This window comes from Kaistella antarctica (assembly GCF_900109615.1).
In the GTDB taxonomy this organism is placed as follows: domain Bacteria; phylum Bacteroidota; class Bacteroidia; order Flavobacteriales; family Weeksellaceae; genus Kaistella; species Kaistella antarctica.
On record NZ_FOIX01000001.1, the window covers coordinates 595,185 to 620,591 of the forward strand.

19 protein-coding genes are annotated in these 25,407 nt (G+C 36.4%); 9 read left to right on the forward strand and 10 right to left on the reverse strand.

What is annotated here, in order from left to right; genetic code table 11:
- Positions 1 to 56: 56 nt before the first annotated feature.
- Entirely contained in the window at positions 57 to 1,166 is a 1,110-nt protein-coding gene (locus tag BMX49_RS02865; protein WP_126337182.1) for a tetratricopeptide repeat protein, read from the reverse strand.
- Between the two features lie 32 nt (positions 1,167 to 1,198).
- Positions 1,199 to 2,719: a helix-turn-helix domain-containing protein gene (locus BMX49_RS02870; RefSeq protein WP_081864348.1), complete on the reverse strand. Its 1,521-nt coding sequence runs from the start codon at positions 2,717 to 2,719 to the stop codon at positions 1,199 to 1,201.
- Positions 2,720 to 2,994: 275 nt separating this feature from the next.
- Here BMX49_RS02870 and BMX49_RS02875 point away from each other — a divergent pair, with 275 nt between their 5' ends.
- Positions 2,995 to 4,272 (forward strand): T9SS type A sorting domain-containing protein, encoded by a 1,278-nt coding sequence (locus BMX49_RS02875; RefSeq protein WP_034718500.1) that lies wholly within the window; start codon positions 2,995 to 2,997, stop codon positions 4,270 to 4,272.
- A 72-nt stretch (positions 4,273 to 4,344) separates the two neighbouring features.
- Here BMX49_RS02875 and BMX49_RS02880 read toward each other — a convergent pair whose 3' ends face one another.
- The 8 genes from BMX49_RS02880 to BMX49_RS02915 all read right to left on the reverse strand — a co-directional run bounded on the left by BMX49_RS02880 (position 4,345) and on the right by BMX49_RS02915 (position 12,222).
- Positions 4,345 to 4,986: a SanA/YdcF family protein gene (locus BMX49_RS02880; protein WP_034718501.1), complete on the reverse strand. Its 642-nt coding sequence runs from the start codon at positions 4,984 to 4,986 to the stop codon at positions 4,345 to 4,347.
- A gap of 9 nt (positions 4,987 to 4,995) precedes the next feature.
- Positions 4,996 to 5,634, reverse strand: a complete 639-nt coding sequence (locus BMX49_RS02885) for a lipoprotein signal peptidase (RefSeq protein WP_034718502.1) — start codon at positions 5,632 to 5,634, stop codon at positions 4,996 to 4,998.
- A 2-nt stretch (positions 5,635 to 5,636) separates the two neighbouring features.
- Positions 5,637 to 5,834: a DUF2683 family protein gene (locus BMX49_RS02890; RefSeq protein ID WP_034718503.1), complete on the reverse strand. Its 198-nt coding sequence runs from the start codon at positions 5,832 to 5,834 to the stop codon at positions 5,637 to 5,639.
- A 5-nt stretch (positions 5,835 to 5,839) separates the two neighbouring features.
- Complete coding sequence (locus tag BMX49_RS02895) at positions 5,840 to 6,082, reverse strand: DUF6576 domain-containing protein (RefSeq protein WP_034718505.1); 243 nt, start codon at positions 6,080 to 6,082, stop codon at positions 5,840 to 5,842.
- A gap of 82 nt (positions 6,083 to 6,164) precedes the next feature.
- A complete protein-coding gene (locus BMX49_RS02900; protein ID WP_034718507.1) occupies positions 6,165 to 6,545 on the reverse strand; it encodes a TraR/DksA family transcriptional regulator in 381 nt (126 codons plus the stop codon).
- A gap of 63 nt (positions 6,546 to 6,608) precedes the next feature.
- Complete coding sequence (ileS, locus tag BMX49_RS02905; protein ID WP_034718508.1) at positions 6,609 to 10,118, reverse strand: isoleucine--tRNA ligase; 3,510 nt, start codon at positions 10,116 to 10,118, stop codon at positions 6,609 to 6,611.
- Between the two features lie 92 nt (positions 10,119 to 10,210).
- On the reverse strand, positions 10,211 to 11,662 hold the full coding sequence (locus BMX49_RS02910) for a sensor histidine kinase (protein WP_051803661.1): 1,452 nt from the start codon (positions 11,660 to 11,662) through the stop codon (positions 10,211 to 10,213).
- A gap of 59 nt (positions 11,663 to 11,721) precedes the next feature.
- Complete coding sequence (locus tag BMX49_RS02915) at positions 11,722 to 12,222, reverse strand: DUF2062 domain-containing protein (protein WP_051803663.1); 501 nt, start codon at positions 12,220 to 12,222, stop codon at positions 11,722 to 11,724.
- A 126-nt stretch (positions 12,223 to 12,348) separates the two neighbouring features.
- Here BMX49_RS02915 and topA point away from each other — a divergent pair, with 126 nt between their 5' ends.
- The 8 genes from topA to BMX49_RS02955 all read left to right on the forward strand — a co-directional run bounded on the left by topA (position 12,349) and on the right by BMX49_RS02955 (position 25,406).
- Positions 12,349 to 14,919: a type I DNA topoisomerase gene (gene topA / locus BMX49_RS02920; RefSeq protein ID WP_034718510.1), complete on the forward strand. Its 2,571-nt coding sequence runs from the start codon at positions 12,349 to 12,351 to the stop codon at positions 14,917 to 14,919.
- A gap of 444 nt (positions 14,920 to 15,363) precedes the next feature.
- Positions 15,364 to 18,477 (forward strand): T9SS type A sorting domain-containing protein, encoded by a 3,114-nt coding sequence (locus BMX49_RS02925; RefSeq protein ID WP_034718512.1) that lies wholly within the window; start codon positions 15,364 to 15,366, stop codon positions 18,475 to 18,477.
- 81 nt (positions 18,478 to 18,558) lie between these two features.
- Positions 18,559 to 19,635: an arginase family protein gene (locus tag BMX49_RS02930; RefSeq protein WP_034718514.1), complete on the forward strand. Its 1,077-nt coding sequence runs from the start codon at positions 18,559 to 18,561 to the stop codon at positions 19,633 to 19,635.
- A gap of 65 nt (positions 19,636 to 19,700) precedes the next feature.
- Positions 19,701 to 21,248, forward strand: coding sequence for a DUF8728 domain-containing protein (locus BMX49_RS02935; protein WP_034718515.1), 1,548 nt, complete (start codon positions 19,701 to 19,703; stop codon positions 21,246 to 21,248).
- Positions 21,248 to 22,237: a glycosyltransferase family 2 protein gene (locus BMX49_RS02940; RefSeq protein WP_034718517.1), complete on the forward strand. Its 990-nt coding sequence runs from the start codon at positions 21,248 to 21,250 to the stop codon at positions 22,235 to 22,237. Before BMX49_RS02935 ends, BMX49_RS02940 begins: the two co-directional genes overlap by 1 nt.
- A 16-nt stretch (positions 22,238 to 22,253) precedes the next feature.
- Positions 22,254 to 23,384, forward strand: coding sequence for an EpsG family protein (locus BMX49_RS02945; protein WP_034718518.1), 1,131 nt, complete (start codon positions 22,254 to 22,256; stop codon positions 23,382 to 23,384).
- Between the two features lie 5 nt (positions 23,385 to 23,389).
- Positions 23,390 to 24,511, forward strand: a complete 1,122-nt coding sequence (locus BMX49_RS02950; protein WP_034718520.1) for a glycosyltransferase family 4 protein — start codon at positions 23,390 to 23,392, stop codon at positions 24,509 to 24,511.
- Positions 24,512 to 24,545: 34 nt separating this feature from the next.
- Positions 24,546 to 25,406 carry a polysaccharide biosynthesis/export family protein gene (locus tag BMX49_RS02955; protein ID WP_034718521.1) on the forward strand — a complete coding sequence of 287 codons (861 nt, stop codon included), beginning with the start codon at positions 24,546 to 24,548 and terminating at the stop codon, positions 25,404 to 25,406.
- Position 25,407 lies beyond the last annotated feature (1 nt).

Here is a 25,407-nt window from a genome sequence, read left to right on the forward strand (position 1 = left end):
TAGTAATTTTAAGAGCAAAAATACGAAACTAAAATGCTTTTAACAAACCAATTCTTTTAGCTGGAAGGCAGCTCTTTTGATTTCGTGAGCGTTTCGATTAAATTCCTTTGGCGCCGGTTCTTTTTTATTTGTTTAATGACGTGTATCATTAAAAATACTATTAAACCTAAAGCGCAAACAACCGCGATTACATTGTAGATTCTAAACCTTTTCGCCACTTCAACATTAATTTTTTGTTGCTCTACATTCTGTGTATTCAAGTATCTGTTCAAGGATTTTAATTCATTTTGTTCTAAAGTTTTCTGAACTTCTAAATACTTGGTGTTGTAATTTTGAAATTTCTGAAAATCATTAATCGCTAAATTATTATTGGCCAGAAGCTTGTAAATTCCTTCATTTAAAACCAAATCGCCACTCGGTTCGGCCAGCACTTCCGCCTGGTAAAGAACTTTCAGCGACTGATCGTACTGATGCGTTAGAAAAAAACTTTCACCCAAACCTTTCAAAGCGTAGGCTTCTAAACTACTAGCTCTGTAAATTTTAGCATATTTTTCAGCTTCTTTAAAATAAAAAGTCGCTTGTCGATATTGCGACAAGTCAATAAAACAATTTCCGATATTATAATGAATGATACTTAAATTGGCAGAAGTCTTTTTATCTAAAGGAAGTTCATGGAAGTTTTTTGCCGCTAGTTTAAATTTTTCCAGCGCCAAATCTGGATTCGATTGATTTCGATAAATCATGCCGCGAACGGCATTGATAAAGCCACTATTGAAAAGCCGGTCTTTGTCATTCGCAGGTAATTTTTCGGTCATCTCTTGCGACTGATCTAAACTAGCGAGCGCTTTGTCGTACAATTCCATTTGCTGATATTGTACGGCCACGGAAAATAAAATTTTGATCTTTGTTGTGGGCAAGGCATCCGTATTGATGATGTCGGTCGCCTTCAAAATATAAAAAAGAGAGCTGTCAGTATTTCTTTTTACAATGTAAGCGTTGGAAATTAACATGTATAGATGAGCGACTTCGTCCACTTTTTTTTCTTGCGTAAGAAGTTTCAGCGCGATTTTTATGGTTTCATCTGGCTGGTCGTAGATGATTGATTTTGCCCTACTTTTACTAGAATCGGTGGAAGTTTGCCCATTCAAGCTGAGGGTTAGGAGCAAAAAAAGCAGGTGGTAAAATTTAAATCGAAACATCATGTTTGTTGTCTTAAAGTCTGCATATACTCATTCGGAGACATGCCAGTGACGGATTTAAAAATATTGGTGAACGCGCTATGAGAAGTAAAACCACCGATTTCTGCGATGTAACTGATCTTGTATTGCAAATAGCTTCGATCTGTTAATAATAAGTGAATCACGTATTTGATTCGCAATTCGTTGATGTAGGTGCTAAAGTTTTTGTGTTTGTACTTATTAATAATCTCCGACAGATATTTTGTATTCGTGTCCAGTGTCACAGCTAAGGTTGCCAGGGACATATTATTGTCGAGATATTTTTTCGATTCCTCAAATTCTTCTAAACCTTTCAAAATTTCCTCTTCCGTTTCTTTCGGAATAAAAAGTGGCTTTTTAAATATTTCTTTTGTCTTTACTTCTTCTATTTGCAGTTGGTTTTGTTTAAAATTAAGGGTTCTGAACAATCGAATTCGCTTTAGCAAAGATTTACTCTTATGAACTTCACGACTCAAAATGTAGAAGAGTACTGACACAACCAAAAGCGAAATGCCCAGAATATAAAATAGCTGCTCTTGCTTTTTCTGCAGAATTAATTTATTATTTTCCTCACTTAAATCGGTGCTTAGTTGAATAAGTTCGCGTCGTGCTGTCTTTTTATTTTCTTCTAATAACTTGGCGGTTTCGGTAAACTTGCCTTTGTATAATTCAAACTCCTCATTTTTATTGATGACCAAATAGTTCTTGGCTAAATCCTCGTAGATCTGTCCTTTCAAAGGAATGTAGGTGGTTTTTTCAATCGCTTGAAGGGAGTTTTGTAAACACTCAATCGCCTGATCATATTTTTGTTCTTCAAAAAATATTTGTCCGCGAAACTGCTGTGTCAATGCTAATAAATATTTAGCTCGCGGAATTGATTGTAAATCTTGCAGGAGCTGGTCAGCAATCTTTCGGGCTTCCGCTAGATTTCCTTTTTCTAAGGAAATGCGTGCCCTGATAAATTCATTTTCCTTAGAAATAATGATTAAAGAATTTTGATTTTGAGCTGCCAATTTTGAGCTTCTCGACAGGCTCTTTTTTGCGCCATCCAAGTTTTTAAGCGCCACCTGATTTTGGCTTTCCAGTTGAAAAAACTGAGCCGCTATCTTGTTAGGCTTAAAGTTGTTTTTTTCTAATGACAAAAAGGGTTCTGTTATTTGTGCGGTTTGCTCGTAAAGATTTAAGTAGTAGAATTCTCGCGCAATAATCAAGCGAACCAATAATTCTGAATTGGTGCTTTTTATACTGGATTTTTCAAAACCGATTCGTACCGACTCCAAATAATCGCCTTTTAGTAGAAAAGCCTGCGATAAAATATCTTTAATGACCAAATCATTTCGATCATTCCTGATTTCCTTGGCGGCGTGAATGGCGACTTCCGGATTTTCATACAGTTTAAGAAAACTATTTTCAATACGCATCTCGAAATCCGAGCGACTTTGAGCTGAAAGATAACTCAAGCCCAAAAAAATCATTACAACTGTTTGTATGAAATTACGCATGCCACAAAAATACTCAATTTGTAGTTTTAAATCTAAGATTAATTAGGGTTAATTGTATCAATTTCGGAGAAGATTCTTTTATTTGTTTTTAATATTCTATTTGAAAAAAGCTTCCTTTAATTAAAATTTAAGCCAAGTACGGAAATTTTAGAGCGCTGATTTTAAGTTGCTTATGTTTTAAATATTTTCGAATTTCGTGAAATCTGCAAGACAAATGAACGAAGTAAGTCTCTTTTTAATTTAGATTTGATTGAATTTAAAAATATAAAGTTATTATGAAAATTTTTTACTCAGCAGCACTCTTTTTTGTAGGGCTGAACCTTTCTCAAGCGCAAGTTTTCGATTCCGGCAGTTTCGCCCAAATGACAGATGTTTCTAATAACGGCGTGGCCGTAGGAAACGTAATGAATGCGTACCATGTGAAATGGACGGAAGCTGGCGGTGATGTCAATATTGGTGAATTAACCAGTGGCGATTTTATTTCTGGTTTTACCAATGTCTCTACAGATGGCAGATATATTTCTGGAACCATGACCAATCCGGATACCAATTTTGATGAAATGGCAAGATTCGATACCGAAACAGGCGTCTGGACTTTCCTGGGTGGACTTGGGGCAATATCAGAATTAACCTTGAGTTCTTCTTGGGGAATGTCGAGTGACGGAACTGCTATAGTAGGTTTAGGATTTATTAATGCAGCTGAAGGTCACGGTATTAAATGGACGCAAGATACAGGCTTGGTCGATTTAGGAAGTACTGTACCAGAAAGAAGTTCTCGTGCAAACTCCATTAATGACGATGGAACAATCGTCGTTGGTTGGCAAGATACTGACTATGGAGACCGCGAAGGAATTTATTGGAAAAACGGAGAACAGTTTGCTTTAAAAGATGGCGATGGAAATCCGACAGGCGAAGCCATTGGTGTAACCGGAGATGGCAAAACAATCATTGGCTTTACCCTTGATAATCCTTTTATCTGGAATGAAGTGGAGGGCTATACGGAAATTACCCATCCAGATCCTAATTTCAGTGGAGGCGCAGCTTCAATTACTGACGATGGGAAAACCGTGGTTGGTTATTTTAGACCTTGGAACGGACAAGCTGTAATGGGTGAAGGTTTCATCTACACCAAAGAGACAGGCAGAGTAAATCTTAACGATTACGTTGCCAGTTTAGGTTACGATAATTTAGGAATTACGTTCGCTTTGCCATTGGGTATTTCTCCGAACGGAAAGTATATCACAGGAATCGGCAGAACAGATGATGATTTGAGAGGTTTTGTAATTAAACTTCCAGCTGGTCTTGCGACAGACAATGTGCAGAATGCCAATAAAATAAGTGTTTATCCAAATCCAGTTCTGGATATCTTATATTTCAAAAATGCTGATAAAGTTAGCAGTGTTGAAGTTTACAATATGGTTGGACAAAAAGTCCTGGCTACCACTGCAGTCTCGAAAGACGGTTTGAATGTTTCTAAATTAGCAAAAGGTGCTTATGTCATTAAAGTGAAAGCTGGCGACAAAACCGAAAGTTTAAAATTGATCAAGAAATAAAATTAATTTCATTCTTAACTTATTTAAGCGAACCGTCACCTCAAAGTGACGGTTCTTTTCATTTTAAATCAGTTATGGAATGACCACTTTAGAACCTCCGAATTTTGGATCAACGCCAAATAGCAAATCATAGAAAACTTTTACGCGCGCGAAATACTCGCGTAAATTTGTTTTGAAGCCAGCTGCTTTATTTACGTCTTCTGCATTAAACCCATACGCTTCGATTCCTTTTTTCTGAGCGAGATAAACCGCTCTTTCATTGTGAAATCGCTGAGAGATAATGATAAATGATTGTTGTCCGAAAATTTCTTTTGCCCGCACCACTGAATCCAAAGTTCTAAGGCCCGCGAAGTCTAAAAATATTTTGGTCTTCGGAATTCCTCGTGCAATTAATTCGTTTTGCATGTCTTCTGGCTCGTTGTAATACTTGTTTGAATTATCGCCACTTACAATGATATACTCTATTTTTCGTGCTTTGAACAGTTCTTCCGCAGCATCAATTCGATAGAAAAAATACGGATTTTCATTTCCGTTTTTTAAAGTTTTGGAAGTCCCTAAAACCAAACCAACTTTTTCACTTGGAAGTTTTTCAGGATTTGACGTCACATAATCATCGGTTGCATATTCAATGGTTCGATTTGCCCAGAAAGTAAAGAAAATTCCCAATACTGCAAGCATCAGGAATAATAGAATTATATTTCTTAAAAATTTCATTTTGTCATTTTAAAAATCCAAGCCATTTGGTAAAGCTTTTTTTCTAAAGATCAATAATAACGCTGCACCAACAGTAATCGCCGAATCAGCAACATTAAAAATATATTTAAAGAATTCGATATGTTTTCCACCAATCAAAGGAATCGTCGGCGGAACATGCCAATCTACTAAAGGAAAATGAAGCATATCAACGACGCAACCTTTCATGAAAGAAGAATAGCCTTCACCAAAAGGAACGGTTTTAGAAATTCCGCCGTATTCAATCCAGCGGCCGATACTTTCTTCGTAAACGGTTCCGCTATCGAACAGCATTCCGTAAAACATACCATCGATCAAATTACCAATCGCGCCGGCGAAGATCATAGACATTGGAATGAGCAAATAATTGCTGGCTCCTTCTTTTAGCCATTTGCTGAATAGATAAACCATTCCGCCAATTAGAAATACGCGAACAATCACCAGGAAATATTTACCGAGCAATCCACCAAAATGAAATCCATAAGCCATACCCGGATTTTCAACGAAAGTCAATTTAAATCCAGGAAAAACGGGAATGCTTTCGCCTAAATTAAAGTTTGTTTTAATATAAAATTTAGAAATCTGATCGATGAACAGAATGGCAAAAGTTATTAATACTATTTTCTTCATTATTAATCGTTCTTCGGCTTATCTCTAAAGTTACGCGCAGGTTTCACAGTTTTATTTGCTGGAGTTTTTGGTTCAAATTTTTCCGATGCATTGTGATTTCGGGTGTGAAATTTTTCAAATTTAATGCCCATGTCTTTCATCACGCTTTTTAGGGCGTTAAGTTCCATTTGGTTTTTCGGATGTACGATAAGAGATTCCATTGTAATTATTTTTTTGAGAGTTCGTCGAGCCGTTTTCGGTCTTCTTTAGAGAGATCATTTAAGCCGTTTTTCCCTATTTTACTTAGGATTTTATCAACCTCATTTTCGCGATCTTTCTTGTCCGAGTTAAACTGATCATCGATGGTGTAATATTTTTCCTTGTTCGGAATAAATTTTTCTTTCAGGTTTTTGCGAAAAAAAAAGATCAGGATAACAGCGACTGCACTGATGATGAGAATAGTATTCATGAATTTAAAATTTAAAAGCACAAAGCATGCTGCATATAAATATACAGGTTACTTTGTGCAGTATTCATGGGGCGAGCTGAATTTATCGCTGCATATTTTTCGCTTCGATACTCAAAGTTGCGTGTGGAACTGCCATGAGTCTGTCCTTAGGAATTAATTTCCCGGTAACTCGGCAAATGCCATACGTTTTGTTTTGAATACGGATTAAAGCGTTTTTCAAATCACGTACAAATTTCTCTTGTCTACCAGCCAAAATTGCGTTTTGTTCTTTGCTCAATGTTTCCGCACCTTCTTCAAATGCCTTGAAAGTTGGCGAAGTATCATCAGTCCCATTATTTTGGTTGTTGATGAAGCTTTCGCGGATCAGCATTAAGTCTCTTTCTGCTTTATCTATTTTTGTTTGAATAAGCACCTTAAATTCTTGTAAGTCGGTATCACCGTACTTTTGTCTATCTTCTGCCATAGTTTCTGTGTTTTATTTAATGGAGTAAAACGATCTTGTTTCAGACATCGCTTTACCAATTTATTATAATTTTTGAACGTTTACTTTAAATTTGAGTTCATCGATTTCGATTTCGTCAAAATTTGAGAGTGAATTTACAATTTCTATTCTATCTGACAACACTTCTGCAGAAATATATGCATTATTGTTCATAATTTCGTTTTCAAAAGGATTATTTTCTTCCAATCGTATTGAAATTCTGTCAGTTAAGTCGAACTCCTTTTCCTTTCTTAAATTTTGAACGCGGTTAATGAATTCTCGTGCAACTCCTTCTGCTTTTAGTTCGTCGGTGAGTGTCAAATCTAATGCTACCGTTAATTTCCCTTCACTTGTCACCGTCCAACCTGGGATATCTTTCGTGAAAATTTCTACATCATCTAATGAAATTTCATGACCTTGAATTTCCATTTTCCCTTCTTTTTCTAAAGTAGAAATTTGGTCCGCTGTGAAATTGGTGATTTCACCAGCCACCGATTTCATGTCTTTTCCAAGTCTAGCACCCAGTGTCTTAAAGTTAGGCTTAATTTGTTTGATAATTAAATCTGCCGCTTCATCTGCATTAATGAGTTGCAATTCTTTAACATTTACCTCCTGTTTTACCAAGTCGGCAACTGCTAAAATCTGCGCTTCTGTCTTTTTATCCAAAACTGGAATCATTACTTTCTGAAGTGGCTGTCTTACTTTGATGTTTTCTTTCTTTCTTAATGAAAATACCATCGACGTAATTTGTTGTGCTAAATGCGTTTTCTCGACCAATTCCTGATCAATCAAATTTTCCTGAGCTTTCGGGAAATCGGTTAGATGAATAGATTCTGCCGCATTCTTTTCAGTGATTTTATTCAAATCCTGGTACAATTGGTCCATGAAAAATGGCGCAATTGGTGCTGCAATTTTCGCTACCGTTTCCAAACACGTATGTAAAGTTTGGTAGGCCGAAATCTTATCTTCAGAATAATCGCCTTTCCAAAATCTTCTGCGACAAAGTCTTACATACCAGTTGCTTAAGTTATCATTAACGAAATTATTAATGGCTCTGGCAACTTTCGTTGGTTCGTAATCTTCATAGAAAGAGGTAACTTCTTTTACCAATAAATTCAGTTCAGATAAAATCCAACGATCAATTTCCGGACGATTTTCTACGTCTTCCTCAGCGTAAGTAAATCGATCAACATTCGCATATAAAGCAAAGAATGAATACGTGTTGTAAAGCGTTCCGAAGAACTTACGACGAACCTCATCAATTCCTTCTAAATCGAATTTTAAATTTTCCCACGGATTGGCGTTTGCAATCATGTACCAACGTGTTGCATCCGGACCGTATTTTTCTAAAGTCGTAAATGGATCAACCGCATTTCCTAAGCGCTTCGACATTTTCTGTCCGTTTTTGTCTAAAACCAATCCGTTCGACATTACATTTTTGTACGCTACAGAATCGAAAACTGCGGTGGAAATAGCGTGCAAAGTATAAAACCAACCTCTCGTCTGATCAACTCCTTCTGCGATAAAATCAGCTGGGAAGGCTTTATTTGAATCAATCATTTCCTTGTTTTCAAAAGGATAATGCAATTGCGCATAAGGCATAGAACCTGAATCAAACCAAACATCGATCAAATCAGATTCGCGATTCATTGGTTTTCCGGAAGCTGAAACCAAGATGATATCATCCACTATATTTTTATGCAGATCAATATTTGCGTAATTTTTTTTCGACATATTTCCAACCTCGAACTTAGCGAAAGGATTTTCAGTCATGAATCCAGCATCCATTGATTTTTGGATTTCAGTCATTAATTCTTCTACCGATCCGATGATAATTTCTTCTTGTGGTCCTGTCGAAGGATCGGTTCTCCAAATCGGCAACGGAATTCCCCAATATCTTGAACGGGAAAGATTCCAGTCATTGACGTTAACGAGCCAGTTTGCAAACCTACCTTCACCTGTAGATTTTGGTTTCCAGTTGATGGTTTCATTCAAGGCAACCAAACGATCTTTTACCGCCGTAATTTTCACAAACCAAGAATCCAATGGATAATATAAAACAGGCTTATCAGTTCTCCAGCAATGTGGATAACTGTGAACGTATTTTTCTACTTTAAAGGCTTTATTCTCAGTCTTTAAAAGAATTGCCAGTTCTACATCCCAAGATTTCTCAGGTGCAGTTCCGTTATCATAATATTCATTTTTAATGAATTTCTCAGCGAATAATTCTGGAGTATTTCCACCTTTTAGGAAACGTCCCTGCAAATCAACCAAAGGAACGAGATTGTCGTTGTCATCTTTGATCAACAGTGGTGGAATTCCGTTTTCTTTTCCAACACGTGCATCATCAGCCCCAAAAGTTGGCGCGATATGTACGATTCCTGTTCCGTCTTCCGTAGTTACAAAATCTCCGATAATCACACGGAATGCTTTGTCTGCATTTTCAGCAGGTAAAAACCACGGAATCAATTGTTCATATTCGGTTCCAGCTAAATCAGCCCCGGTAAATTCCTCTACAATTTGATAAGGAATCGTTTTATTTTCTGAAGTATAATTTTTAAAATCTTCGTCTGTTCCTACAAAATATTTTTTACCGAAATTCTTTTGTAAAAGAACATTTGCTAAGATAATATGAATTGGTTCGAAAGTATATTGATTAAAGGTTTTCACCAAAACATATTCGATATCACGTCCAACTGCTAAAGCAGTATTGGATGGTAAAGTCCATGGCGTTGTCGTCCAGGCAAGAAAATAAACATTTGCTTTGGGTTTAGCTTCATCAAATTCTTCCCAATGCAAGGCGCCTCCGCAAGATGCTCCAGCTATTTCGGAAGTATCTATGTTTGATTCTGGATAAGAGATCGCAGATAACTTTTTCCAGGTTTCACTTTCATTCTCTGTCGCTTTTTTCAATTTAAATTGAGCAACAACCGTCGTGTCCGAAACATCGCGATAGGTTCCGGGTTGATTCAATTCGTGAGAAGATAAACCAGTTCCAGCCGCAGGAGAATAAGGCTGAATCGTATATCCTTTATACATTAAATCTTTGTCGTAAAGTTGCTTCAAAAGCCACCAAACGGTTTCCATGTATTTCGGTTCGTACGTGATATATGGATCTTCTAAATCTACCCAATAGCCAATTTTCTCCGTTAGATCATTCCAAACATCGGTATAGCGCATCACTGCATCTCGACAAGCTTGGTTGTAGTCTTCAACAGAAATCGTTTTTCCGATATCTTCTTTGGTAATTCCCAATTCTTTCTCAACGCCCAGTTCAATTGGTAAACCATGAGTATCCCAACCTGCTTTCCGAAAAACCTGTTTTCCATTTTGAGTTTGGTAGCGACAGAAAATATCTTTCAAGGCTCGCGCCATAACATGGTGAATTCCCGGCATTCCGTTGGCAGATGGCGGACCTTCATAAAACACAAATTCCGGCTGGCCTTCACGAATTTCGACAGATTTTTTAAAAGTCTGATTCTTTTCCCAAAACTGGGTAATATTCTCGGCTATCGTTGTTAAGTCAAGATTTTTATATTCGGTAAACTTCTTCATTTTCAAACAGTTCAATAAGAATTATCCTAATTAATTAAGTTTGCAAATATAAGAATTTTCGTGGAATTATGCGGTACAGAATGGCGTAAAAATTAAGCCGAAGGGATTTGCAGAACCACTATTGTTCCCATTGCCATTTCATTTTCGTACAAATCATGGTATTCGATTTTGCAGGATTGGGGACCGAAATAGTTTTTCAACATTCCATCAGCGATCTTCGTTCCGAGCGATTTGGTCGAACTTTGATATCGAGTTCTGTTTTTTTGCGCTTCTTTTCTACCAATTCCATTGTCGGTGATATGAATTTCGATATAAGGAGGTTTGTCTACAACCTTCAAATCTATTTTCTTACGATCAACCAACGCGATCCCGTGCACAATGGCGTTCTCTATAAATGGCTGCAGAATCATCGGTGGGATTTTAATCTCCGCAGGTTTAAGTTTTGGATCAATTGATATCGTGAATTCGATTTCCTTATTAAACCTTAGATTTTCGATCTCAACATACACTTTCAATGTTTGTAATTCTTCTTCTAAGGTAAATTCCTTCACCGTTGAAGAAATGAGAATTGTTCGAATAATCTTGGAGAATTTAGTGAGATAATTGACGGCATTTTCGCTGTCGTTTTCTAGAATATAGTATTTAATCGAATTCAGCGCATTAAAAATAAAGTGAGGATTCATCTGCGTTTGCAGGATAGAAAGTTTTAAATCTGAAATTTCCTGCAGATACTTAATTTGTTTGTTTTCAACCGAAAGTCTTTTTTCATTTTCGCGATTTATTTTATGACTTAGCTCTGCATTTTTCTGCATTTCAGCAATAAGGTTTTTGTTAAAGTCTACTTTGTCGCGATAGTTAAGTCTTTGCCGATGTCCTAAAGCAAATGAAAAAGCAATGTTTTCCAGGAGTAATCCGACGAAATAAATAAAATCGCCCATCTTTTTTGTCAAGTTCAAAAAAGGCAAATCTCGAACGGCATGCTGGCCAATCACAGAGCAGAGATATAAAATAACTCCACCAACAATGATATAGTATTTAAAATTATTTTTTATTTTAGAAAGAATATAAAAGGAAACAATGGTCTGAGCGGTAATAAGATAGATGAAAGCGTTTCTGAACCTGGAAAAAACATATTCGCTGATTCCCAATTTTAATAGTAAATACCCAAGTGTCGAAATCCCAATAAATAAGTAAATTGGAATAACGATTATTTGATACCACCTTTTGCTCGTCTTTTTTATTTCTAAAAACTGGGCAAAAAACAAAAAGTAGATGCAGTTGAAAATAATGGTGAAATAATGTTTGGAGTAATCACCAAAGTGTAAAAGGCGCGAAAGATCAAAGAGAAAACCACTTTCGGTAACGGGCACATAGGCTAAAAAAGAGAAGAAAGTGTAGGAACTGTAAAGTAAATAGGACTGATCTCGATTTTGGAAAAAAAGAGCCAAATGGTAAGTTGATAGTATTAGTAAACCACCAAGAACAGCATATAAAATACTCTCGTAAGTATCCCGCTCAACGATGAAATTTAATACTTCGGACATATCATACTATTTGTGTATTACAAAAATATGTAATTTCAAATTGCTGATTATTAATTGTATTAAGTTTTTTTATGCTTTTTTTTGGACCGTGAACTTAATTTTTCAAGAATTACATAAGAAACAAGACCAAATACTACCGAACAGCTTATTGATAAAATTAAACTTCCTATAATGTATTGCGTCAAATTATCTTTAATAAATTCCAGATCGAAACTTTGGTTTTCCAGACTCGTTGTGTTGCTTACGAACGGCGCACCCACAATCATCGAGATAAATATAATGACTGGAATTAAAGGTGGAAAAGTAACCTGAGAAGAAATAAACGTCAACAACTTATTCAGTTTGAAATAAACAGAAAGCGAAATTGCGAGAAAGGAATGAAAACCCCAAAAAGGAGAAAGACCAATGAAAATGCCCAAGGCAATCGATTTTGCTTTGGTTTCATTGCTGCCTTCACTTTCTAAAACATTTTCTTTAAAGAATCTTTTCAGACCTTTTCGGCGAAAATAGCGGTAGAAAACTTTTTGACTCTGGATTGTATTTTGAATAAATTTTTTCAAAAACAGTTAGTATTTGTCGCAAATGTAAGGGTTTTGTTTCTTTTAAAAATGCCATCAGAAGCACTGAAATAAAAGAGCAACACGTCATATTCAAAAAAAACTTCTACTTTTGCACAAAATTCGAGGATGTCAAAAAACTTAGTGATTGTAGAATCACCAGCGAAAGCCAAAACGATTCAAAAATATTTAGGGAAAGATTTCGATGTGAAATCGAGTTTCGGCCATATCCGGGATTTACCTAAAAAAGGAATGGGAATCGATTTGGAAACTTTCACACCGGATTACGAAGTTTCTGCCGATAAAAAGAAACTGGTAGCCGAGTTGAAAGCCGCCGTGAAGAAGGCAGACATCGTTTGGCTGGCTTCGGATGAGGATCGCGAAGGAGAAGCTATTGCTTGGCATTTGGCTCAGGAATTAAAACTAAAAGAAGAAAATACCAGACGTATTGTTTTTCATGAGATTACCAAAAATGCCATTTTAAAAGCGATTGAAAACCCAAGATCAATCAACCAAAATTTAGTAAATGCTCAGCAAGCCCGAAGAATTCTAGATAGGATTGTTGGTTTTGAAATGTCACCCGTTCTTTGGAAAAAAGTAAAAACTGGCCTTTCAGCCGGACGAGTTCAGTCGGTTGCGGTTCGTTTGGTTGTAGAACGTGAATTGGAAATTAGAGGTTTTACCCCAAAATCTACATTCAAACTAGAGGGAGTTTTTCTTAATAAAGCCAAGCAAGACATCACCGCGAAACTGAAGAAAGATTTTGTAAAAGAAGAAGAAGCTGAAGCGTTTTTAAAAAAATGTCAGGCAACTGATTTTAAAGTTTTAAATGTTGAAACAAAACCAGGAACTCGCACGGCTTCAGCTCCATTTACGACTTCGACCTTACAACAGGAAGCAAGTAACAGATTGGGATACGGCGTAACGGCAACCATGAGAGTTGCGCAGCGATTGTACGAAGAGGGTTTTATTACTTATATGAGAACCGACTCTGTGAATCTTTCTCAAGAAGCCATCAACGGTGCAAAAGCTCAGATTCTTTCTGAATACGGCGAAGAATATTCTAACCCAAGAAACTATACTACCAAATCGGCGACAGCGCAGGAAGCTCACGAGGCGATTCGTCCGACTGATTTCTCCATGAAATCGATTGGTGATGTACAGCTGAATAAATTATATCAATTAATTTATAAAAGAACATTGGCCTCTCAAATGGCGAATGCTAAGATAGAAAAAACCGTTATCGAAATCGGAGACGCAAAACTTACTCCTCATTTTGAAACACAAGGTGAAGTGATTATTTTCGATGGTTTCTTAAAAGCCTACGGAATTTTAAAAGCGGAAGATGATGACGAAGATAACAACGAAAAATTATTGCCGAAGGTTTCAATTGGTGAAAACTTAGATTATAAAAAAATAGAAGCGACTGAGAAATTCTCTCGACCTTCTGCAAGATATACTGAAGCTGGTTTGGTGAAGAAACTTGAAGAACTTGGCATCGGAAGACCTTCTACTTACGCACCAACGATTCAAACCATTCAGAATCGCGAGTATGTTGATAAAAGAGAAATCGCCCCGCAAGAAAGGGAGATTATGAAAATGACTTTAGGAAAAACCGAACTTCAAAAAGAAGTTTTGACTGAAAAATTTGGTGGCGATAAAAATAAATTTGTCCCAACCGATATTGGTGAAGTGGTGAATGAATTCTTAACTCAAAATTTTGCTGAGGTGCTCGACTACGGATTTACCGCAAAAGTAGAGCAGGACTTTGATCATATTGCCAACGGAGACGAACAATGGAAAGATGTTCTGCAAGGTTTTTATAAAGACTTTCACCCGAGAATTGCAGATGTAGAAGAAAACGCAGATCGCGCAAATGGGGAAAGAATTTTAGGTGTAGATCCCAAATCTGGCAAAAATGTCTTAACCCGAATTGGAAGATTCGGACCGATGGTTCAGATCGGTGAGCAGGATGACGAGGAAAAACCAATTTTCGCAAGTCTAATGCCGACGCAAAATATCGCTACTATCACTTTGGAAGAAGCGATGGAACTATTCAAAATTCCTTTTGATTTAAATAATTTCGAAGACCAAACCGTAACGATCGGTGTGGGTAGATTCGGACCTTATGTGAAATGGGGTGAAGCATTCATCAGTATTCCGAAAGGCGAAGATGCGCTTTCGGTAACGCAGGAAAGAGCTGAAGAGATTATCAATGAAAAGAAAATTGCTGATGCGCCGATTGCATCTTATAAAGGAGAGCCAGTGACGAAAGGAACGGGTAGATTCGGTCCTTTTATTAAATTCCAATCAATGTTCATCAATGTTCCGAAACGATATGATTTTGATAACCTTTCACAGAGTGATATCGATGAGTTGATTGAAGCGAAGCTAGAAAAAGAAGCCAATCGGTATATTCAACAGTGGGACGAAGAAAAAATCTCTATCGAAAACGCGAGATGGGGACCGATTGTAAAATTTGGAAAAAATATTTTTAAAATTCCGAAAAATAAGAAAGACGAAAAATACACGGCCGAAGAATTGGCAGATGTTTCTTTGGACGAAGTGAAAAAATGGATCACCGCGCAGGATAAAAACGCCTTTAAAGTAAAAGCAAAAAAGACAGCTGTTAAGAAACCCGCTGCCAAAAAGGTGGTTGCTAAAAAATCTGCAGCCAAAAAAGTAGCTCCAAAGAAATAGACTTTAACTTCTAATTAAATCTTTAATCCCCTGAGTATTCAGTGGGATTTTTTTGTTTTTAAGGCATTTTCCATCCTTACTAATTCTTTCCGTGAATTATACGAGGTTATTTTAGTGCTGTAAATGAGTATATTAACTAAAAAACCAATATATTATGTTAAACACGTCTTTAGTTCTTTAAAATATTGAGGATCATTTTGAAGAGCTGTTAAGATGTTTTTGCTTTACTAGTGGACAGTTGAAAGGTATTCAATGCATAGTGATAAATATCACTTTTGTTAAACAATATGATTTTGAGTAACAATCTCATCAGATGCGATTTATATTTCTATATTTGGCATCACACAAATAAGAAAAAAAACAAACACACACATTTGATCTAAAAGAAAACCAACACACAAAGGATGTTAAAAAAATATAATAATTAATTATAATTTTTTAATAATGATAAAAAGTCAACTGTTCGTTTTTTGTTTTTTTGCTAATCTTCTCTACGCTCAAACTTCGAATGAAGCCAAAGCTCCCAACAGTTATATTTACGACATTGGGCTTGCAGAATCCAACAATTACGGTGGGATAGAAATCCCAGTTTTAAAAGCCTACAAAATGTGGGCGAGTTATGAGTATTTACAAACCAATGGTTTACCAACTCCGATTCCCACGGGTACCCAGAGTGGTTCGCTGTATTGGGAAGATGTTCCCGGACTTATTCAAAACGTGACAATCGTTCCCGGAGCAGATCCTTCCAATGCTAAACTTAAGGTAGAAATTAATAAAGGGAAAGGCAAAGGAAATGCCGTGGTCGCTTTTAAAGTTAATGGAACAATTTATTGGAGCTGGCATATCTGGGTAACTGACAACCCTGAAAATGGCGTATTTTACCAGCAAGCAACAGAAACTGATGTTGATGGAAACTTGATCAATATTCAATATATGGATAGAAATCTAGGCGCAACCAGCAACGGGTTTTTAGACAATCAATGGCAAAAATCTGGCGGGTTAATGTATGAGTGGGGACGAAAAGATCCCTTCCCACCTTTGGTTTATAAAGATGCTTATTTCTATGAAATTTCTGGAGAAGTTGGAGTCTTAAAGCACCGAGAGGTTGACGCCGTGAATACTATTCCGGTTCTAGTTAGACCCTTTAATGAAATTGAAAAAAATATTCAATATTCGGTTAATAACCCGATTACTTACATTGTAAATACAGAGGCTACGGGCAACTGGTTTTCTAGCAGCAGATACAAAGTTGCCGCTGCCAGTCCCAACTATGTCAACTGGGATTTGTGGTCAGATAACGCTAAAGGTCTTAACAGCAATGGAAACAGTTCTAACGCCGCGCTTAAAAAAGAAAGCCGCTCTTACGAATTGAAATCAGAGCTTGATCCGTGCCCGAGCGGCTGGAGAATCCCTTCTTATTATGGTAGAGAAACCATGAACAATAACTTAGCCTTTTTCGGCAAGAAAGATTGGAATAACGATGATGGAAACATCAATCTTAGACAAATTTTCCCCAACGCAATCAATGTTAATCTAGACGGAATTAAAGTTTACCCTGGTTTAGGAATGGACTTTACCAATGCTCAAGGCGGTGCTAGGAATCTAGGAATGTTACCAGTCTCGGGCGGTTATGTTTATTATCCAAACTCGGCGGCTCCCAATGCGCCTGTTGGCGTAATCTTTCAAGACAACAATGCGAATGGTGGTTTGTGGAGTTCAACTTTTTCGTATGATGGCGCGCGTATTTTTTCAATGATTTCTGATCCGTTCAGAACAAATACCAATGTAGGATTACATGCTATTTATAACAATCAGACGAATCCTACCAAAGCTGGGAACGCCGTAAAATGTATGAGAGACCCAAATCTACTGAAGATTGGAGATTTTGCCACACAATATTTTACTTCTGAAAAAGAGGACTTCGTTGAGGGACTCGATAATCCGAATTCTTATGTCATGTTTAATAATGAAACTTCGGTCAGAATTCCAGTGAATAAGGCATTTTCGGTTTATAACCAATTGCTTTCTGACCAAGAAATGCTTCCTTATGAAAATTTAGTCGTGAAAGTTTTATGGACCAGCGATACTAAATTAGTGACTTCGTTATATCTTGATGAACATCCAAAAGATGGAAGACTTTCTTTTATTGATGTTGGTGTAAATCCTACTATAAAAGGGAATGCTGTTATTTCTCTTCATCACGAAAATCCTAACACTCCAGCTCTTTGGAGTTGGCATATTTGGGCTACAGATGGTGATCCTACTGAAAATGCTGTAACCTATGTTACCGAAAACCCGATACCTGTTTCTTACAATTTTGTTAATGCTACAGCGAGTAAAATTCCGCCAATGAAAACGGTGTTTATGGATAGGAATCTAGGCGCAGAAAGCAGTTCTTTGGAATCTGGAAAAGCAAATGGTCTTCATTACCAATGGGGAAGAAAAGATCCGATGCCAATATTTAAAGATGCCTACTTGGATTTAGTTTATGTCTTTACAGATGATATACCAGATTTTACACCACCGTTTCTTTCAAGAGGTAGAAATTTTAATTATAATTCACTCAGCGCGGAGAATTTTTTAAGAAATCACACCGAACTTTATCAGAATTATGGATCTCAAAATCCAATTAAACATAAAAAGGAAAGAGAAAACATCATTTACTCAATTAAAAATCCACTCATGTTTATGTACCAAACAGGCTTTGGAAATATATATGATGGTGGCAATCATTACGGAAACGACCTCACAAAAGTAAGAGATTGGATTTCTAATGACAGGTCGAGTGCAGACAACCGATGGGGACACGCCGATAAAAAATCACCTTTCGATCCTTGTCCAGAAGGTTGGCGAGTACCTGATGTAACTTTAACTAATCTTTACAGTGGATCAAAAGGAAATTCTCCATGGTATAATGGATATCAAAATGATGCCTACGGAAAATCAGGAGTTATTCAAGATCAGTGGCATGATATCTCAAATTTCTACTCGGGATCAATTGCTGGAACTGAAGGCTGGAAATTCGAAAACTCACTTTTCCCACTCGGTAAATATCCTAAGGATGGAATTCGCGGTGAAGTAGGAGAAAATGAAGTCTTCTTTGACAGATCAGGCGTGTGGACAGCATCCATGGCAGATTACAATACAGGTTATGCCCTTGCAATGCAGTTTCAAGGAAATAAAATGCAAACCGGAACAGGTGTTTATCCCCAAGCTGGTATGTCGGTGAGATGTGCAAAAGATGAAAAGCGATTATTAGGTGCGCCCGCAGGTAAAAATGTTCCTTATGTTGGAAAAGATTCAAAACAAACAGAACCTTCCCTGACAATTGTTAATAATGAAATTAATCTTTATCCTAATCCTTTTAAGGACCAATTTAATATTCAAAATAAAAATGCTGAAAGCGTGCAGTTATATGATTTAAGCGGGAAATTAGTTTTGACTTCTAAAATTATAGATGGTTCGGTGACTGCTGCAAATTTGCCTAATGGATTATATATTATTAAAATTTCAATGAAAGATCAATCATTCGTCACCAAAAAATTAATCAAACAATAATCTTATTTAACTTTAAAGTAAAAGCATCGCCGTTTGGTGATGCTTTTTTTTTACTTTTGTTCGAAATCAATAATCCCTACTATGAACCTTGAAGACATCCTGATTCCTGCAAGAGCTATAAAATCCGAAAAATGGCAACTCGGAAACATTATTTCTACTGAAATACAAGAAAATGGAATTGTCCTTGTTTTTTGCTCAGATTATCGCGGGATAGAAAATGGTCAGGCAGAGATTCTGGATTTTAAACAAGTTAGAAAAGAACTTTATCGTTTATCAAAACTCGATTTTAATATTCCCGTCTGCGATTTGGGCGATTTGATTTCAGGAAAAAATCACGGTGATACGCATTATATCCTGCAGGAAATTTTATCGATGTGCCATTATAAAAATGCGATTCCGGTGGTGATTGGTGGCAGTAATGATTTGGCGTTTTCCCTTTTCTCAGCTTTAAATTTTCATCAAAAGAATACTAATTACACGCAGATTTCAAATCTCATCACGCTTTCTAATGAAGGTGAAGAGCTTACCGAAAAGAATTTTCTTTCTAAAATTTTAGGTTCCAAATCCTTTAGCATCAAGAATTACCATCATCTCGGTTATCAAAAACATTTAAACGAAATGGATTCGGTTAAGTTGATGAAAGAAGTAGAATTCGATGTGATTCGTTTGGCAGAATTAATGAACAGTACCGAGAAGACAGAGCCGTTTTTTAGGCAGGCAGATTTGGTGACTTTAAATTGTGATTCTGTGGAAAGTATGGGCGATGGGTTTTCTGTAAATCCGCAAGTGAATGGCTTGAACAAAAGGGAAATTTGTGCCTACATGAAAGAAATCGGTTTGAGTCAGAAATTGAAATCTGTTGGTCTATTTAATTATAATGCTGGATCCGAATACTTTCTTAATCACCAACTTTTAGCCCAAATGATTTGGCATTTGATTGAAGGAATTAATATTCAGAAATCGCATCCCACTGAAAAATCGTTTGAAACGTATTGGTTGATGATTGACGAAAATAAATATGCCTTTCAACGGGAGACCTTTAGTGACCTGTGGTATTTTGGCGCTGATGAACAAGAGGAGCACCTAATTCCATGTTCACTTTCAGATTATGAGTCGGCGAAAAAAGGTTTTATAAATCCTCGATTGCTGAAAATCTAAACCGTTTTTTAAGAAAATTTTGGGACAAGATTAAAATACTTATTTTTGAGGCCTTAAACACAAAAATGAAAACCGCTCTTTCAAAGATTTTTAATAATTCTTTCTTGCTCATAGTATTGGCCGTTCTGGTGAAAATCCCCTTGTTATTTACCAAAAACATTCAAGAAGATTCTTTCATTACTTGGCGCGTTGCCAGAAATTTTTTAAATTACGGCGTTATTGGTTTTAATGGAGATGAAAGAATATCTGCTTCTACCACACATTTATATGTTTTCATCACTGCGTTTTTTCAATTAATTTTTGGTGAAGGCTTCATTTATCCACTTCTCATTTTTTCGGGGATTTTTTTTGCAATTGGATCTTGGTGGTTAGCGAAAATTCTTTTCCCAACCGATGTTGCAAACCGTGGGATTTTTGTACTGCTACTTAATATTACACCGCCGGCTTTAACCGCTTCCTTTTTGGGAATGGAATATGGGATTTTGTTTTTTCTTTATACTGGTTTAATTTATTTCGGACTGTTTAAAAATAAAAAATGGGCCTATTTTATCTTTCCAATTCTCCTACTTTGGACAAGAGTTGATACCGTTATTTTCCTGGGGATTTTCTTCTTAGGAGATTTGTATTTAAGGCGGAAAATCAATCTTATTTACATCTATGGTGGAATCATCGGAGTTGTAACGGTGGTTGGTTTTAATTACGTGTATTTTGGCGAAATTGTAAACCATACTATCACCGCAAAAAAAATTGCCTATAAAAATCTAATTCAAAATAACAGCATCGAGAATTTGCTTTATCAATGGGCATATTACGGTGGATTGATTAAGTATTATGGAATTTTCACCTTCTTAATTTTCATTGTATTTCTGGGGTTTTTAGGTTATGCAGCTTTTAGAATTATTAAAAATACTAAAGTGGGAACGCTGACAATTAAAGTTGTTTTGATTTTAATTCTCGTTTTCGCCTTGGCGAAAATTACTATTTTCTCTTTTTTCAGAGCATACTTCGATTGGTACTATTGGCTTCCACGAGCTTTCCTTTTCGTGGTGATTATATACTTCTTTTTAAATATCAATACCTGGAAAAAGAAAAGTGTTTTAGCAGTACTCAGTTTTTTATTAATAGGTTCCTACTTTTTTCAAATGATTCAATCTTACACGATTGGCTATATGGAAGAACGGCAACGAATGACGATCGCCGCCGATATTAATAAAGATGAGGTCGGGTTAAAACAGTCAATTTTATTAGAGCCAGCTGGAATTATTCCTTTTTATACAAAGCTTTACACCTACGATGAGGTGGGCTTAGTCAACGAAAGGATTAATGATGAAATGCTAAAGGATGAACAATATTGGTGGAGTAATTCGGTGCAGAAATTTAAGCCAAATTACATGTTAACCATCGCAAAAAAGCCGGGAGATTCAAATAGCTTATATCAAATAAAGTCAGAAAACTTGGCGCGATTCGATTCTGATTATCAATTGGTAAAAACATATCCGATCGCTAAGATTCATGATAATGCGCCGCAACTTTTAAAGTGGATTTACCAATTGAGACCCATTGGCAAGGACTATTTCCTTTATAAAAAACGCACTGTAAATTCTCAGAACTGATGGTTAAAGTTTCCATAATCGTTCCCGTTTATCAGGTGGAAAAATACCTTAGAAAATGTTTAGATTCTTTGGTTAATCAATCTTTGCAGGAAATTGAAATCCTGGTCATTAATGATGGAAGTCCGGATCAGTCTCAGATTATCATTGATGAATTTCAAAAAAAACACCCTTTAAAAATAAAATCATTCACTAAAGAAAATGGAGGTTTAAGCGATGCCCGCAATTTCGGTCTCGATAGAGCTACGGGAGAATTTATCGGTTTTGTAGATAGTGATGATGAGGTTTCAGAAAATATGTTCGAAGAAATGTATTTTTTGGCAAAAAAACATGCTGCCGACATGGTCATCTGTAATCTGCAGAAGGTCGATCAGTTCGGAAACGTTACGCAAAAACTGACGCAAATCCCGAATATGCCAGAGAAAATAATTTTACGAAAAAACCTTTCGGTGTTTTCAGATCTTTCGTATTTCGCTTGTAATAAAATTTTCAAGCGCGAACTTTTTAAAAATAAAAGATTTAAAAAAGGAGTTCATTTTGAGGATATTCAACTAATTCCACAATTATTATTGGACTGTAAAACAATTGCCCAAACGCAAAATTATCATTATCACTATTTGGAGCGAACCGATTCCATTTCAAAAACTCATACCAGAAAAGGTCTGGATATTTTGGAAGCGGTAGAAGAAGTGAATTTTTATTTTAAGGATTCGCAATATTCAGACAAAAAGGAAGCCCTGCAGAATTTCAATATTTTAGAGGGAGTTTATACTTTTTTGGCCTACTTGGCTTTCGTAAAGGAAGATGAAGTTTATCGAGAAATGGATGAGGCATTGAAGAGTTTTATTAAAAAACATCAGATTTTAAGACGAGAAATATTTAGCTACAAACGCTTCGAAAAGAATTATCTCTTATCTTTGCCTCTGAAGAAAAAAATTTATTATTTAGCATATTTCACGGGATTCAATCAATTAGTAAGGAAATTTATCTAAAAACACAACTTTATTAATGCCAATTCTCCATCCTATTTTTATTACGATTTTTCTTTTTCTTGCTTTTGCAAGTTATTGGGAAATTTTTCGGTTAGAGAAAAAGCAAAGTGTTTTTGTGTGGATCGCGGGAATTCTAATTGTCGCTTCGGTAGGTTTTAGAATCAATGCGGGTGCCGATTATCCTATTTATAAAATGCTTTTTTCTGGCTTCGCAATTTATACCACTTACGGTGATGTTTTAGACAAAGCGCTTTTCCGACCAAACACTGAAGAAATTGAGTGGATTTTCGTCCTCATCAATAAGATAGTATTCGATTTCGGAATGCCTTTTTACATTGTCACCTTTATAATGGCACTCATTGCGGTGAGTTTGAAATTTACGGCCATTTATAAAAACGTGGCTTTCCCGACCTTGGCTTTAATGTTTTACTTTATGCCAATCATGTTTTTTGAAGATTCGGGGCAGATGCGGCAGGGCTTGGGAATTGCGGTTTGTGTAGCTTCCTTTAAATTCATCAAAGACCGAAATCTCTTCATGTTTCTTTTGTGCATGTATATCGCTTTAGGATTTCATAAAACGTCGATTGTTTTTTTACCAGCATATTGGATTGTGAAAATCCCGATGAATAGCAAACGAATTTTTTGGGTCTTGGTCATAGCGCTTTTGACGTCTCCTTTTGAGTTATATCGATTAGGCGGTGGGATCTTTGGATCCATCGCGCCAGATGATCTCTCCGGCGCTTATACCGGTTATTTAGATGATAAATATTATGGTACTGAAGTAGAAACTGGTTTGAATGACATTGTTAAATTGTTTTTTATTGGGATTTTAATTAAATATGATAAGCAAGGTTGTGACGAAGTTTGGTGGTATGAATACATGCGGAATTTAGCCGTTTTTGGGATTGCGTTGTTTTATTTCTTTAGATCCAATGAGATTTTTGCCGTGCGACTTCCCGGCGCCTACATGTTTTTTGTAACGATGTTCTGTATGACAAGCCTCGTTTATGCCGTGAAAGGAAGAGGTCGGCAAATACTTTATCTAGGATTTATGACTTATTTTGTAGCCATGTTTTTCTACTTTGGGAAAGGAAATGGAGATCGAGGCGGTTTCTCGATCGATAAATATACAAACGCACTTTGGTAATCACGATGAATGAAATAGTAAAAGGCGGTTTAGAAAGTTTGGGAATTTCCCTCTTTTATGCAAAGTTAGTTCTGGGCATGGTATTCTCCTTTGCCTTAACTTTTTTCTCTATCCCCACCATCGTGAAGATTTCGAGACGAAAAAACTTGATGGACGAACCAGGAATTAGAAGTTCTCATCTAAGAAAAATACCAAACCTCGGCGGGATTGCAATTTTTTATTCTTTGGCGGTTTGTGCCTCTATTTTTGCGTTTGAACTTTTTGAACTGTATAAATTCTTATTCGCGTCTTTAGTAATCCTACTTTATATTGGAGTGATGGATGATATAGTGGTAATGCGCGCCTACAAGAAACTTTTAGTCCAGATCATCGTAACTGCCTTAATGGTTTTGGGTTCTGATGTTAGGATCAGAAGTTTTTTCGGCGTGCTGGGAATTTATGAATTGAGTTATACGGTCAGTGTTATTTTCAGCATGTTCACCTTTATTGTCTTAATAAATTCCTTTAATTTAATAGATGGCATTGACGGTTTGTCTGGCGGGTATTCCATTATTTGCAGCGCTTTATTTGGTATCAGTTATTTTCGCCTAGGCGAATTCAACTATCCTTTGGTGGTATTATCTGCCGTAATTATTGGTTCAGTAATTGGCTTTTTATATTATAATCTTTCGCCCTACCGAACTAATAAAGTTTTTATGGGCGATACTGGTTCTATGATATTAGGGTTTTTGCTGGCCTTCACAGCGATTTGTTTTATAGATATATTCATCGATAAACAATTACCAGACGTCCCGAGATATTTCCTACAAACGGCACCAGCAGTTACGGTGGCGATCTTAATTTTACCCATCGTAGATACTTTAAATGTGGTAATTATTCGGCTTCTCAACAGGCAATCTATATTTGCGGCAGATAAAAACCACATTCACCACTCACTTTTGGAGTTGGGATTAACCCACCGCCGGTCGTCGGCCTACATTATGGTTTATTATTTATTCGTGGTGATGGTTGCTTATTTTTACCGACATATCAACGTAAACTATTTACTTGTTTTAGTTTTAACCTTAGGGTTTATAGGTGCTTATATTCCACGCCTCATTTTATATTTAAGAAAAGAAACTAATTAATTATTTGTTATTTTTGCAAAACTACATACAACTGATGAAACTATTTACAACGGCTTTATTGCTAATTCTGTCCTTTTTCCTTTTTTCGTGTATTTCAACCAAAGACGTACGCTACATGCAGCCTAACGAAAGTTTGGTGATTAACGAAGAAGGCTTAGTTCCTTACAATATTCCTATTTACAGGATTACCAAGAATGATATTTTAACTTTAAATATTGTCACCACGCCGCAAGGTGATGCTGCCCAATTTTACTCTGCGCTTAATACTTCTTCTACGGGTGCTGGCTCAGCGGGTGCCGGAAATGTTTCTATCTCTAATCAAGGTGGAGGGCAAGGGCAAGGTGGCAACACTACCATTTATTTTAATGGATTAAAAGTCGATTCAAAAGGAGATGTTAATATTTTTGGAATTGGCTATATCAAAGCGGAAGGCAAAACAATTGAAGAATTAACGATAGAAATTCAAAATAAAGTAAACGAAAATTTTGTTGATGGTAAATCTGAAGTTCGTCTCAATACCGATGGAATTACCTATTATATTTTAGGAGATGTTGAAACGGTAGAAATCGGCGGCGAGAAAAAGGCCCATAAAAACACCCTTACCATCACCGAGGCTTTGGCAATTAATGGCGGTTTAAACAGGACGATTGATAGAACCAATGTCGTAATCCATAGAAAATTACCAGAAGGAATAAAAATCGCCAAAATAGATTTAACCCGCGAAGATGTCATGAATTCGCCCTATTACTGGGTCCAAAATGGTGACGAAATTTTTCTCAACACCCGATCAAAGAACTTGAATGGTTTTGGAAAGGATCCCATTCAAACATTAACTACGGGAGTCTCTTTGATCACGACCGCAATCACGATTTACTTAATCTTTACAAAACTTTAAG